The 12,691-nt window shown below is 70.3% G+C and carries 14 protein-coding genes; 4 read left to right on the forward strand and 10 right to left on the reverse strand.

Annotated elements, in window-relative coordinates; all coding sequences use genetic code 11:
• The coding region (locus tag K6I33_RS21585) for a hypothetical protein (RefSeq protein ID WP_229355443.1) at positions 1 to 758 on the forward strand (758 nt) is incomplete at its 5' end.
• On the opposite strand, the gene K6I33_RS21590 is transcribed toward K6I33_RS21585, so the two are convergent.
• The 5 genes from K6I33_RS21590 to K6I33_RS21610 form a co-directional block, all read right to left on the reverse strand.
• Complete coding sequence (locus K6I33_RS21590; RefSeq protein WP_229355445.1) at positions 736 to 4,563, reverse strand: ATP-binding protein; 3,828 nt, start codon at positions 4,561 to 4,563, stop codon at positions 736 to 738. The genes K6I33_RS21585 and K6I33_RS21590 overlap by 23 nt on opposite strands.
• 522 nt (positions 4,564 to 5,085) lie before the next feature.
• Complete coding sequence (locus tag K6I33_RS21595) at positions 5,086 to 5,670, reverse strand: PadR family transcriptional regulator (RefSeq protein WP_229355447.1); 585 nt, start codon at positions 5,668 to 5,670, stop codon at positions 5,086 to 5,088.
• Positions 5,671 to 5,719: 49 nt separating this feature from the next.
• Positions 5,720 to 6,262 carry a DinB family protein gene (locus tag K6I33_RS21600; protein WP_229355449.1) on the reverse strand — a complete coding sequence of 181 codons (543 nt, stop codon included), beginning with the start codon at positions 6,260 to 6,262 and terminating at the stop codon, positions 5,720 to 5,722.
• 122 nt (positions 6,263 to 6,384) lie between these two features.
• The gene (locus K6I33_RS21605; protein WP_229355451.1) at positions 6,385 to 7,899 is read right to left on the reverse strand and encodes an aldehyde dehydrogenase family protein; all 1,515 of its coding nucleotides are present in this window, start codon (positions 7,897 to 7,899) and stop codon (positions 6,385 to 6,387) included.
• A 135-nt stretch (positions 7,900 to 8,034) separates the two neighbouring features.
• Entirely contained in the window at positions 8,035 to 8,898 is an 864-nt protein-coding gene (locus tag K6I33_RS21610) for a helix-turn-helix transcriptional regulator (RefSeq protein ID WP_229355460.1), read from the reverse strand.
• 312 nt (positions 8,899 to 9,210) lie between these two features.
• Between K6I33_RS21610 and K6I33_RS21615 the strand changes: the two genes are divergently transcribed.
• Complete coding sequence (locus K6I33_RS21615) at positions 9,211 to 9,735, forward strand: ATP-binding protein (protein WP_229355462.1); 525 nt, start codon at positions 9,211 to 9,213, stop codon at positions 9,733 to 9,735.
• A 9-nt stretch (positions 9,736 to 9,744) separates the two neighbouring features.
• On the opposite strand, the gene K6I33_RS21620 is transcribed toward K6I33_RS21615, so the two are convergent.
• The 5 genes from K6I33_RS21620 to rpmG all read right to left on the reverse strand — a co-directional run bounded on the left by K6I33_RS21620 (position 9,745) and on the right by rpmG (position 12,078).
• Entirely contained in the window at positions 9,745 to 10,020 is a 276-nt protein-coding gene (locus K6I33_RS21620) for a DUF397 domain-containing protein (RefSeq protein WP_238491899.1), read from the reverse strand.
• A gap of 106 nt (positions 10,021 to 10,126) precedes the next feature.
• Positions 10,127 to 10,432 carry a 30S ribosomal protein S18 gene (gene rpsR / locus K6I33_RS21625; protein WP_238491900.1) on the reverse strand — a complete coding sequence of 102 codons (306 nt, stop codon included), beginning with the start codon at positions 10,430 to 10,432 and terminating at the stop codon, positions 10,127 to 10,129.
• Between the two features lie 35 nt (positions 10,433 to 10,467).
• Positions 10,468 to 11,631, reverse strand: coding sequence for a GTP-binding protein (locus K6I33_RS21630; protein WP_229355469.1), 1,164 nt, complete (start codon positions 11,629 to 11,631; stop codon positions 10,468 to 10,470).
• Entirely contained in the window at positions 11,631 to 11,903 is a 273-nt protein-coding gene (locus K6I33_RS21635) for a type B 50S ribosomal protein L31 (RefSeq protein ID WP_229355479.1), read from the reverse strand. The genes K6I33_RS21630 and K6I33_RS21635 overlap by 1 nt, the downstream gene beginning before the upstream one ends.
• Positions 11,904 to 11,910: 7 nt before the next feature.
• Positions 11,911 to 12,078 (reverse strand): 50S ribosomal protein L33, encoded by a 168-nt coding sequence (rpmG, locus tag K6I33_RS21640; RefSeq protein ID WP_229355482.1) that lies wholly within the window; start codon positions 12,076 to 12,078, stop codon positions 11,911 to 11,913.
• A 59-nt stretch (positions 12,079 to 12,137) separates the two neighbouring features.
• Here rpmG and rpmB point away from each other — a divergent pair, with 59 nt between their 5' ends.
• Together rpmB and rpsN are read left to right on the forward strand one after the other, a co-directional pair.
• Positions 12,138 to 12,374 (forward strand): 50S ribosomal protein L28, encoded by a 237-nt coding sequence (gene rpmB, locus K6I33_RS21645; protein WP_229355488.1) that lies wholly within the window; start codon positions 12,138 to 12,140, stop codon positions 12,372 to 12,374.
• Positions 12,374 to 12,676 (forward strand): 30S ribosomal protein S14, encoded by a 303-nt coding sequence (gene rpsN, locus K6I33_RS21650; protein ID WP_229355497.1) that lies wholly within the window; start codon positions 12,374 to 12,376, stop codon positions 12,674 to 12,676. The genes rpmB and rpsN overlap by 1 nt, the downstream gene beginning before the upstream one ends.
• Positions 12,677 to 12,691 lie beyond the last annotated feature (15 nt).

Genomic DNA, 12,691 nt, shown 5'->3' on the forward strand with positions numbered 1-12,691 from the left:
CGCGCGACCCGCACACCTTCGCCCACCTCCCCGCCCGCGAGGCGTACATCGCCTCCCACATCGACCGTCTGCCCGACGGCGCGGCGATGGACGTGAAGACGCTCGCCAAGGAGCTGCCCTACGGGCAGCAGGCCCTCCGCACCGCCCTCAACAACCTCTCCGAGGCGGGCCACCTCCGCCGCATCCGCGAACCCGCCGGTGACGACACCACGCAGTGGGTCTTCCGCACGTACTTTTCTCGCACGGCACGCAGCGACGCTTGGTGGGAGCGCTGGCTGAACGAGGGCGACGAGCCGCAGCCCGACGCGAAGCCGCAGCGCTCACCGGCGTACGTGGCCCTCGCCGCCCTCGGCCTCGCCGACGCCCGCCTCGCCCTCTCGGCGAGAGAGTGCGCCGACCTCGAACCCCTGGCGGCGGAATGGCTGGCAAGCGGCATCCCACCCTCCCAGCTCATCGTCACCCTCACCGCCGGACTCCCGTCCGTCGTCCACTCCCCCGTCGCAATCACCCGAAAGCGGCTCGCGACGAAGATGCCCCCGGCGCCGCAGCCGACGCCGACGCCGGGCCGCCGCATCATGGAGTGCACGTCCTGCCGCACCCCGGGCCGCCCGGAGGCGCTCTCCGGCGGGCTCTGCCGCGTCTGCCGGGGGGTGGACGTCCATCCGGGCGCGGGGCCGAGCCCGCAGGAGCGGGCGGCGGCCGTACGGGCGCACGCCGACCGCGTGCGGGCCGGGTTCAGGCACGCGGAACGCGGCTGAGCGCCTTGCGCACGGCGTCCGTCACGGAACCGCTCCAGAGGCCCAATTCCTCAAGCCACGTGGCCACCTGGCTCAAGGGCTGACCGACACGGAGCGAGGTACGAAGGAGATCCCCCAAGGAGAAGTCCTCCATGACATCGAACCGCAAGTCCTTGCCGGGGTCGCCCTTTTTGATCAGTGTCAGCGCCGCGTCGAAGGTCAGCCCCTCCGGCAGCTCGTCCCGCGCGAGGAGGGCGCCGTAGCCACGGAGGTACCACGCGACCTCGCTCGGCTCCGTCCGCAGCATGTCCGCCACCTTTACGACATGGGCGTAGGGCAAGGCCTGCGCGGTATTCAGACCCCACCACAGGGATTCGTCGGTGACCAGTTCCTTGTCCATCCGCGTCGGCGTGGAAGGAAGCTTCAGCGGAACGTCGATGCCATAGGCCCGAAGGCGGTCGATGACCTCCTGGGGCGCACGGCCGGCGTCATGGAAAAGATGCCGGTACAAGATCCCTTTGCCCGGTCGCAGATAGCCGCCGAGGCTCCACAGCAGCCGGGCGTCATCGGGGTGCGCGTCGGCCGGGAACGCCGAAGGGGTGGTGAAGCCCAGATAGGTGAGCTCCGCCAGCAACTGCCCTGGCGGGATCCCCAGCTTCTCGGAATTACTGAGCACCTGACCGGCGGGGACCGATTCCCCCTGCGAGCGCCAGGGCCATTTCCCGTCGGCGTTCGCACTCAGCAGGATGACGGTCCTGGCGTCGGGACGGTCGGACAGACCGGTCACGTCATAGCGCAGACCGTACGCGGCGAGCCTGGCGCACACTTCGGGGACCGGAATGTCCAGCACCTGACTCGCCTTGGCGACGTGGCCGGGGGGAACGACCTCATCGGGGTCCAGCCAGCCGGTTTGGCCGGTGGCCCCGGGGTCCTTGAGGAGCAACGGGTCGTACTCGTCCGCCACCGCGAGGGTCACCACCGCGTCCCGGACCGGAACACCCAGGTCTCTCCAGCGCACGGCCGCTTCTTCGACGCCCACTCCCATGAACCGTGCCACGCTCCGCAGCTCCCCCACGGACACGGGCCGGTCCCCGGTGCGTATTCCCAGCTCTTCGGCGCGCCGGGCCGCCGACTGCCAGGTGATGCCGAGCTCGTCCGCCATGTTGGCGCACAGCCCGAGGACCCTGGTGTATCCCACATCGCGGGCGTTCCAGTGCCGGTAGTGGGCCTCATCGCTCCTCGAGAGCAACAGGTCGTCGGAGGGCAGGGCCGGGCGTACCCGTACGTCCTGGATCTCCGGGCACACCTCTGCCAGAGCTGTCAGGGCGGCATTGGGCCCGTGGGCGATGACGCGCCAGAGCAGGATGTGATCGAGCGGCTCGCCGAGGATCTTCGTCCACGGCAGGTCCCGCAACGTGTCGCGCCGGTCGTTCGCCCCGAAGGCCTTCGCGGGGAGAACCCTCATGTCGGCGGGGAGACACCCGGTCGTGGCCATGTCGATCCGGTGGCCCTCGTACTCCAGCACCCGTCCCGCGTCGATCGTCGCCTTGGTGACCAGCTCCGCCAGGCACACGCTGGAGTCGACGAGACGGCAGATCCACTCGTAGCGGGGCAGCTCCTCGTCGCTCGCGAGCAGGCTCTTCAGGGCCGGTACCAGGAGGTCGCTCACGTGCCCCGACACATCGTCCAGAATCCGGGACCGGTCGACCGAGAGCCGCCCGGGGGCGTGCCCGCCGGAGAGGTTCACCACCACCCCCTCCAGCCCCGAGTGGGCGCGTGCGGTCAGCACGCCCCGCCGGTCCTCGGGCTGGACGACCAGCCCGTCCACGAGCAGCCCGCCGCCACGCTCGCACCAGATCACCTGCACGCCGTCCGGGGCCTCGGCCCACTCGACCATCGTGCCGTGGGCGTTGAGCCCGAACCGCTCCCGGTCCGGCGCCTTTCTCGCCGAGAGCCGACCGGCCTCCCACGTCCCGTCGTACTCGCCGTGCCGGACCTCGGTCCGGAACTCGGCGATTCCCAGGACCCGTTCGAGGACCGAGAGACACGACCATCTGGTCCCTCTCTCGTCCGCGTCCCTCAGATAGAGCCGGACCCGCGTCCCCGCCTCTTCACCCCGTTCCTCCAGCCGCTCGACACGGAACAGATGCCCCGGCCCGAAGATGGACACCCGCAGCAGCGGCCCCAGCCGCCCCTTCGCGTCCATCCGGCACGTGGTCACCCGGATCTCGTCCGCGAGCATGAAATAGCTCAGCACGCCGATGCCGAAGCGGCTGTTGGGGAAGAGCTCCACCGGCGGAACGGCCTCCGCCCACCCCGCCCGTTCCAGCTTGAAGTCCAGCTGATCCACAAAACGCGAGCCCGCTTGCGAAAAGACCCCGCGAAGCTCCGACTCGCCCATGCCGACGCCGTTGTCGCGGCACTCGACGTACTCGCGGCCGTCCTCGTCCACACCCTGCTCGAAGGCGATCCGGCCGTCGTACGCGTACGAGGCGGTCTGCGTCCGGTCCAGGTACTCCGTCCGGGCCCGGCGGTAGCGGCAGGCGTCCAGCGCGTTCTGGTAGAGCTCGCGGATGGCCAGGTCGCGGTCGCGGTAGAGCTGGACGCCCATGAGGAGGTCGCGGATCCGGCGCTCGTCGAGACGGAAGCTGGCCCAGCCGGTGAAGACACCTTCCGCCGGGGTCACCCCGTCCGCCGACAGCCGGGCGGGGAGGGCGGGCATGGGCTGGGTGACGCGTTCGCGGACGGTGCGGCGGGCGGCGGCCAGGAGGGTGTCCGTGCGCTCCGTGTAGGCACGGAGGCCCTCGATGACCGCTTCGTGGTGGCATTCGGCGTGGAGCACCGGCAGGTCGTGGGAGCCGCCCCAACGGGACCTCTCCAGCGTGCGGCGCAGCTGGTCGAGGTCGACGGGGTGGGGGATGCCCAGGTGCTCCACGACGATCTGCGGCAGGGCGGTGATCTCGCGGCTCGCGCCGTGGGCGAGGGCGAGGAGCAGGGCGAGTCGCTGGTCGCGGATGCGCTGGGGGCCGCCGCCGCGTACGCCGGCGGCGTCGTCGGCGGGGAGTTCGTCGAGGTATTCGCGGTTGCAGACGTCCGGGCCACGGCGGAGGCCGTGGAGGAGCCGGCAGATCCGGCGGGGTTCCAGGGCCTCCCCCAGCGCGTCCGCCGGGGCGCCGACCGCCTCCCACAGCGTCCGGACCGTTGCCGCGTCCGAGAACTCCTCCCGCAGCGCCAGCCACCGGTGGAACAGCCACCAGCCGATGGAATCCGCTGCCTCGGGGTGCTGGAGGGCGCGTTTGACGAGCAGGTCGTGCCCCTCGGCGAACACCTCGAACGACGCGCGCTCTTGGCCCGGCCCGGGGTGCCGGTCGAGGCGGGTCGGGGTGACCAGTGCTCGTAAAGAGGCCGCCAGGCGCAGTGACTGCACGCGGTAGAGAAAGGGCGTCAGCACCAAGAGCGAAGCCTCCGCCGGGTAGAGGTCCAGCCGGCACTCGGGCCCCGGCTCACCCAGCAGCCACTCCACGCTCTCCGCGAAGCGCGGCACGACGCCGTCGTCCCGCCAGGGGTCGTCGGCCAGCTCGCGCTCCGCCTCGTCACGGATCCGGGCGAGGGCCGCGACGGTCTCGGCGACGCGCTCGCGGAAGAAGGCCACGTCGCGGTCGACGGGGACGTGCCGCCATGCCGTCGAGCGGACGGCGAGATCCACCCAGCCGTCGGCAGCCGGGGGTGACAGGCTGGACGACCCTCCGATATGGATGTCCCGGCCCATCACGACGAATTCGGCCTTCGCGTTGCTGAACTCGTTGTTCGTCCCGCCCTGTTGCACGCGCTCCACCTTCCCCACAACAGTGGGGAACCAGCGTAGAAGCGGGGGCGCCTTCGGCTGCGATACGCACAGACTCGACCAGGAATCTACACACTGGATGGCGGTAACGGCCTTGCCGCGTTAGATATTTGGCAATACCGGGCGTGCGCTCTCGACAGGCCCGCTCGTCTGTAAAGTCTTCCGTGGCGCGCCGAGCGCGCCCCCCTTACAACGAGGAATCGTCTGCGCGTTGGGCCGGTCGAGGGCCCAATAACGGGTTCCTCCGGCTGCGGTCACCGGACATGACCGCGTCGTATGAAGGGGGGCGCCCGTGGGGCGTCACCGGAAGATCCGCCCGTCGATCTGGAAGCGCGTCGCGCAGAAGGTGAGGGGGTGGTTCAGGGGCCAGTGACCTGCCAGTCCTCACATAAGCTGAGGGCTGACAGGTAGGCACCACCGGTTGGCCCTCGTCATGGAGTCCGCCATGGCGGGGGCCACTTCGCTCCCCACCGTACCGGCTCAACACCCCCCGCGTACACCACCTCAGCGAACGATCCCCTTCCAGGGGTCGCCCTCCCCCGCCATCACATACGCGCCCGCCTCCAGGCGGGCGATCAGGCCGCGTGCCCAGTGTTCGCGGGTCTCGGCGATGCCTCGCCAGAGGATGCCGATCTCGGCGATGTGGCCCCAGTCCTCGCCCTCGCCCGGGGTCCAGCGGCGTTCGATGTCGGTGCGCCATTCCTCCAGCGCGGTCACACGCTGCCGGAGCAGTGCGATGGCCTCGGCGCGTGGGAGGTCGACGAGGAAGCCGACGCCCGCCGTGAGGACGTCGGTCTTCTGGTCGTGGGCGACGAGGGCCGCGCGGAGCAGAGTGAGGTACTCCGCCTCGCCCGCCTCCGTCAGTTCGTACTCCGTGCGCGGGGGGCCGCCCGCCTCGCTGGGGGCGGTGTCGTGGGCGATGAGGAGGCCCTGCTTGGCCATGGCCTTCAGGGCGTGGTAGATCGAGCCCGGCTGGGCGCTCGACCATTCCTGGGCGCCCCACATCTCCAGGTTGCCGCGGACCTGGTAGCCGTGGGCGCGTCCGTGTTGCCGGACCGCGCCCAGGACCAGCAGCCGGATGGCCGACATCTCGCCTCGGTCTCCCTCTGTCCCGACACCTACGCTGCGGTGTCCCAGCCTAGGCGCCCGTGCCCCGCTCCTGCGCTACCAGCTCGTAGGCGGTCTTCCCGTCGAGGGACTCGCGGATGACGTCGGCGTGGCCCGCGTGGCGGGCGACCTCCTCGATGAGGTGGAGCATCAGCCAGCGCATGGACACGTTCTCCTTCGCGAACCAGGGGGCCTCGGGCAGGGGGAAGGTCTCCGCCAGGTCCTCCACCGACCGGATGAACCGCTCGGTCTCGGCGACGACGTCCTCCCAGCGGGCCAGCTGGTCCTTGACGGTCTCGCCCTCCAGCAGCCGGAAGCTCTCGTTCCAGTTGGATTCGTCGCGCGGGACGGCCGGGGGCAGGCCCTGGGCGTGCAGGACCCACATCTGCTCCACCTCCACGACGTGCTTGAGCAGACCGGACAGGGAGAGCTCGCTGGCGCTGGGCTTCGTGGCGGCCTGCTCGTCGGTGAGGCCGAGGAGCGCGCGGCGGATGCCACCGCGCTGGGCCTCCAGGAAGGCGAGCAGGGCGCTGCGCTCGTCGCCGGTGTTCCGCTCGCTCACGTGGGTGACCATGGGGTCCGCCTTTCGTCCTTCGTCCTCCGTACGCTCCCGGTAAACCCGGGGCGATGGATCAAACGGTAGGGCGCATCTAGGACAGCATCCGTCCTAGATCCCACGACACGTCAGAACAGGAATCAGAACGGGAAGCTGCTCCGGCCGTGCTGGATCGAGATCCACTTCGTCGTCGTGAACGCCTCCACCATCGAGTCGCCGTTCAGCCGCCCCACACCCGAGTGCTTCTCGCCGCCGAACGGCACGATCGCCTCGTCGTGCACGGTCGAGTCGTTGACGTGGATCATTCCGGTCTCGATCCGCCGGGCCACCCGGACGCCCCGCTCCACATCGCCTGTGTGCACGGCGCCGCTGAGCCCGTACGGCGTGGCGTTGGCGAGCCGTACCGCCTCGTCCTCGCCGTCGAAGGGGATGATCAGGGCGACGGGACCGAAGATCTCCTGGGCCAGGATCGGGGAGTCCGCCGGCAGCCCCGTGAGGACGGAGGGGCCGACCAGGGTGCCGTCCGTCCGGCCGCGTACGAGGGCGGTGGCGCCGTCCGCGACGGTCTGGTCCACCAGGCTGGTGATGGCCTCCGCCTGGCCGGAGTTGATGAGGGGGCCGATGTGCGTAGCCGGGTCGCCGGGGTCGCCGACCTTCAGGGTCCGCACCTTGGCGACGAACTTCTCGGTGAATTCACGCTCGACGGACCGGTCCACCAGCACGCGGTTGGCGGCCATGCAGACCTGCCCCTGGTGGATGAAACGGCTGAAAACCGCGGCGTCCACGGCGTAGTCGACGTCCGCGTCGTCGAGGACGATCAGGGCGCTGTTGCCGCCGAGCTCCAGGATGGTGCGCTTGAAGTGCGAGGCGGCGACGGTGGCGACGTGGCGGCCGACCTTGTCGGAGCCGGTGAAGGAGATGACCTTGGGGACGGGGTGCTCGATGAGGGCGTCGCCTATCTCCGCTATGTCGGTGACGACGACGTTGAGCACGCCACCGGGCAGACCCGCGTCCTCGAAGAGCCTGGCGACCAGGCCGCCGCCGCATATCGGCGTGTTCTGGTGGGGCTTGAGCACGACGGCGTTGCCGAGGGCCAGGGCCGGGGCGACGGACTTGATCGAGAGGAGGAAGGGGAAGTTGAAGGGGCTGATCACCCCGACGACCCCTACCGGGACGCGGTAGAGGCGGTTCTCGCGGGTGTCGTCCGGGGCGGGCAGGATGCGGCCCTCGGCGCGCAGCGCGAGTTGAATGGCCTCCCGTAAGAACTCTCTGACCAGGTGGAGTTCGAAGGCGGCCTTGACGGCCGTGCCGCCGCACTCCGCGGTGATGGCGGCGGTGAGGTCGGCCTCGTTGTCGTCGATGATGCGCAGGGCGCGTTCGAAGACCAGGCGGCGCCGGTACGGGTTGACGGCGGCCCAGGCGGGCTGGGCGCGCTCGGCGGCGCGATAGGCCTGGTCGATCTCGTCGATGCCGGCGACCGTGATCGAGGCGAGCTTCTCACCGTCGTAGGGGTTGAAGTCGACGATGTCCCAGGAGCCGGTGCCGGCCCGCCACTCACCGCCGATGTACTGGGCGCCCAGCGTGTCGAAACACGATCCGTAACCGCCCCTGATGTCGCCCCTGGTGTCGTGTGATCCGTGAGTGCCGTCGGACATGCGCCATCCCGTCTGCGAAATGCGGGGCGCCCGGGGCGCCCGTCATGAGGTGCGTCGATCGAGTGCGTCGCGTTGGCGCACCGCTCTTCCGTGCCGCTTCATGTCGCGCTACTGAGACGTCATCGTACTGATGTGTCACAGGAGTTGAAGATGTCGCGCAATCAGATCGCGGGTCTTCTCCGGGGAGAGGCTGTCCTCGTGGAGCCGGTCCATGACCCGGGCGTACTGGGCCACCTCCTCGGCCTTGTCGAGGTAGAGCGCGCTGGTCAGCTGCTCCAGGTAGACGACGTCGGAGAGGTCCGACTCGGGGAAGCGGAGCATGGTGAAGGCGCCGCTCTCGGCGGCGTGCCCGCCGTGCGCGAAGGGCATCACCTGGAGGGTCACATTGGGCTGCTCGGAGATGTCGGCGAGGTGCTGGAGCTGATTGCGCATGACCGTTTCGCCACCGTACGGGCGGTGGAGGGCCGCCTCGTCGAGGACGGCGTGGAAGCGGGGCGCGCGCTCGGAGAACAGCAGCTTCTGGCGTTCCATGCGCAGGGAGACCCGGCGTTCGATCTCGGCCTCGTCGGCGTTGGGCTGGCCGCGGACGACGACGGCGTGGGCGTAGCCCTCGGTCTGGAGCAGGCCGTGGACGAACTGCACCTCGTAGATCGAGATGTCGGAGGCGGCGCCCTCCAGCCCCACATACGTCTGGAACCAGCCGGGGAGCACATCTCCGTAGCTGTGCCACCACCCGGCGACATTGGCCTCGCGGGCGAGGCCGAGCAGGGCCTCGCGCTCGGCGCCGTCCGTGACCCCGTAGAGGGTGAGCAGGTCCTCCACATCCCGTGCTTTGAAGCTCACCCGGCCCAACTCCATGCGGCTGATCTTCGACTCGGACGCTCGGATCGAGTAGCCGGCCGCCTCGCGCGTGATGCCGCGCGACTCGCGCAGCCTCCTGAGCTGCGAGCCCAGGAGTATGCGTCGCACCACGGAACCGCTCGACTCGCTCGTGGCCATCTCTGGGACCCTTCCTCTTCCGGTCCTGTTCCGGTCTGTCGTTTCCGCGCCTCTCTGAGGGCGACCCCCGCTACCCCCGGCGCCGAAGTCTGCCATCTTCGGGCTCCGTTGAGTGCATGCGCGGTTACGGAGACCAGCCACGGGCAGGAGCCCTACCGCAGGGGGCGTAGGGAGAATTGCTCCCCAACCCCCCTGTGCGCCCCCAAATCCATCGCGTGCACGTGCATCTGCCCTTGCATCCGCCGGGCGCATTGGCAACCATGGAGCTCGCACACGTGCACGTCACGTCCTCGATTGCCAGGAGTGCCTCGGATGGGTACCGAAGGATCGACTGTGCTCTCCCCCTTATGGAGAGGGCTGCCCACGATCGACTCATCCGCAGCCTCCACCTCGGCTTCCTGTTCGCTGCCGCCCCACTTCGAAGCGGTCGGAAGCGCTCGGAGATTCACCCGGACCACGCTCGACCGATGGGATCTGGTCGGCCTCTTCGACGAGGTGGCACTCGTCGTCAGCGAGCTGGTGACCAACTCGATGCGGTACGCGATACCGGCGGCGGTGCCGGTACCGGCACCGGTGTCCGCCGACCGGGCCCTCGGTGAGTACGAGGCGCCCGTACGCCTGCATCTGATGCGCTGGACGTCGCGGCTCGTGTGCGCGGTACGCGATCCGAGCGAGAGGGGTCCGGTGGTGGGCGAGGCCGCCGCCGGGGACGAGTGCGGACGTGGGCTGTACCTGGTCGAGTCGTTCAGCGACGCGTGGGGCTGGCACCCCCTGGCGGGCGCGCTGCACGGCAAAGTCGTCTGGGCTCTGTTCCGGCTGCCACGCGACCGCGACTAGATCACGGGGTTAGTCGCGCAGCAGGTAGTCGAATTCGCCGTCCTTGATGCCCAGCACCATGGCTTCGATCTCGGCGGGTGTGTACACGAGCGCCGGACCGTCCGGGTGGCGGGAGTTGCGCACGGCGACCCCGCCACCCGGCAGCTTCGCGAACTCCACGCAGGAGCCCTGGGAGTTGGAGTACCGGCTCTTTCGCCATTCGACATCTTCGATGTCCGAGGCGGCCATGCCGTTGTGCGCCTGGGGCACTGGACTCTCCCGGATCATTGCAGGGGGCACCCTCATCCACAGAACACGGATTCGAGGATGGCAACTGCTCCGGATCATAGCCGCGTTCATGTGCCTCTGCATGAGCCGATGCACGTGCACTCAGGGTGTTCCCGCCACTACTTCACGACTTCTTCCCGGAAGACGAACGTCCGTCCGGGGAGACTCCGGAATACGGCAGCAGGGCCATCTCCCGGGCATTCTTGATCGCCCCGGCGAGCTGCCGCTGCTGCTGGACGGTGACCCGGGTCACGCGACGACCGCGGATCTTCCCCCGGTCCGAAATGAACTTCCGGAGGAGATCGGTGTCCTTGTAGTCGATGTATGTGATGCCGGCTGCGTCGAGGGGATTCCGGCGGGGCCTCCCCTTCGAGTTGTGCGGCTTGTTCACCTTGTTCAGCCTGTGCGGCTTGTTCCGTCGGATGTCCATGGGGGTCCTTTCGGGTACCGGGTCAGGAGACCGGCTCAGGAGACCGGGTCGAGGAGCTCGTCGAATGCCGGGTGCAGCCGGCGCCACGCGGCCGGGCCGCCCGCGTACTCGGCGTCCGTGAGCAGGCACGACTCCAGCAGTGAGCGGACCCCCTCGCCGTCGAGGCCGGGCGAGGTGAAGGTGAGGTACTGGGAGCGGTCGCCGTGCTCCGGGTGCCAGTCCAGTGCCGCCGCCACGCGGCGCTCGGCGGGGACCATCTCCCAGGCGGCGTCCGGCAGCGCGGCCAGCCAGGGCCCGGCGTTCTCCACGCACAGGGCGCCGCCCGCCGCGTCCCACGACAGGAGCGTGTCGGGCCGGTCCGCCAGCCAGAATCTGCCCCGGCTGCGGGCCGCCGCGCAGGTCAGGTCCTCCAGGGCGGCGTAGAGCCGGCCGGGGTGGAACGGCCGGTCGCGGCGCCATACGAGCGTGGCCACGCCGTGGGCGTCGGCGGCCTGCGGCAGCAGCGCGCAGGCCGGGTGCTGACGGGCGGCGGCCGCGTCCACGTCGAACCCGGCGACGGCCGCGGCGGCCAGCTCCACGGATTCGGCCGGAATGCAGCGGGCGGTGGGGGCGAGTTGGTGCAGCAGGGCGTGGTCGCTCTCGTCCGCTTCATCGGTTCCGTGCGCCAGGGCCAGTACGGAGACGTACTCCAGCTGCCGGGCGAAAGTGTCGCCCACGGTGCGCCGGTCGGTCGGGGCCGCCGCGATCCCGGCCTCGGCGAGGTCGTCGCCGTTGGCGAGCGCCGGCAGCACCAGGGCCGGGTCAATGGCTGTGAACACCCCGGAGAGCCGGGTGTCCGGGCCGCCGTGCGCGGCCACGACCTCCGCCATGGCCTTGGGTTCGACGGAGTCCCACAGCTCGACGACCGCCAGGCGGTGGACGCCGAGCCCGGCGAGGCGCTCCAGTTCGGGGATCAGGTCCTCGCGCAGGGCGCAGCAGGCGCAGTCGTTGACGAGCGGCGCCTCGCCCTCGTCGAGCGTGCCGGAACGGTCGCGCACGGTCCGGCGGACGGTGCCGGAGGAGGCCGCCTTCGACAGGTCGTGGTGGAGCGCGACGGAGCCCGGGACGGTGCGCAGGAGGCTGTCGACGACGGTGCGGCGGGCGTCGGCGTGGATGCCGGCGACGAGGACGACGGGCAGTTCACGCGTGGACGGCCGCATCAACGGCCACCCTCGCGCTTGCCGTAGCGGCGTTCGAAGCGCTCCACGCGGCCGGCGGTGTCCAGGACGCGGGCGGTGCCCGTGTAGAAGGGGTGGCTCGCCGAGGAGATCTCGACGTCGACGACGGGGTAGGTGTTGCCGTCCTCCCACTCGATGGTCCTGCCACTGGCGGTGGCCGCGGCGGCCGCTGTGGAGCGGGTGAGGAAGGCGAAGCCCGCGGCGCGGTCACGGAAGACGACGGGGCCGTAGGGCGGGTGGATTCCGGGCTTCATGGCGGGGTCAGCGCTCCTCTCGGTAGGTCACGTGGCGGCGGGCGACGGGGTCGTACTTGCGGAGTTCGAGGCGGTCGGGGTCGTTACGGCGGTTCTTGCGGGTCACGTAGGTGTGGCCGGTGCCGGCGGTGGAGCGGAGCTTGATGACGAGGCGTAGGTCGTTGGTGCGGGCCATGGGGGCTACTATACAGAAATGGTTTCCATTTTCATTTGCCTGCTCGGGAGGAGTGCGCCATGTCCGCCCACTGCCGGCTGACCGGCCGGAAGCCCGGTTTCGGCAACTCCGTCTCCCACTCCCACCGCCGCACCTCACGCCGCTTCGACCCCAACGTCCAGCGCAAGCGCTACTGGCTCGCGAGCGAGGGCCGTCATGTGCGGCTCACGCTCAGCGCGAAGGGGATCAAGACCGTCGACGCGATCGGCGTCGAGGCGGCCGTGGCCCGTATCCGGGCCCGGGGAGGGAAGGTCTGATGGCCAAGAAGAGCAAGATCGCGAAGAACGAGGCCCGGAAGGTCGTCGTCGCCCGCTACGCGGCACGACGGGCGCTGCTGAAGGCGGTCATCCGCGATCCGCGCGCGACGGCGGACGCGCGGGAGGCCGCGCAGCACGAGCTGCGGCGCCAGCCGCGCGACGCGAGCGCGACGCGGGTGCGCAACCGGGACGCCGTGGACGGGCGGCCTCGCGGGTACCTCCGGGCGTTCGGGCTGTCGCGGGTCAACCTGCGGAAGCAGGCGCACGCGGGGTACCTGCCGGGGGTGCGGAAGGGGAGCTGACGGGCCGCCCGGCCC

The organism is Streptomyces sp. UNOB3_S3, from assembly GCF_020740895.1.
In the GTDB taxonomy this organism is placed as follows: domain Bacteria; phylum Actinomycetota; class Actinomycetes; order Streptomycetales; family Streptomycetaceae; genus Streptomyces.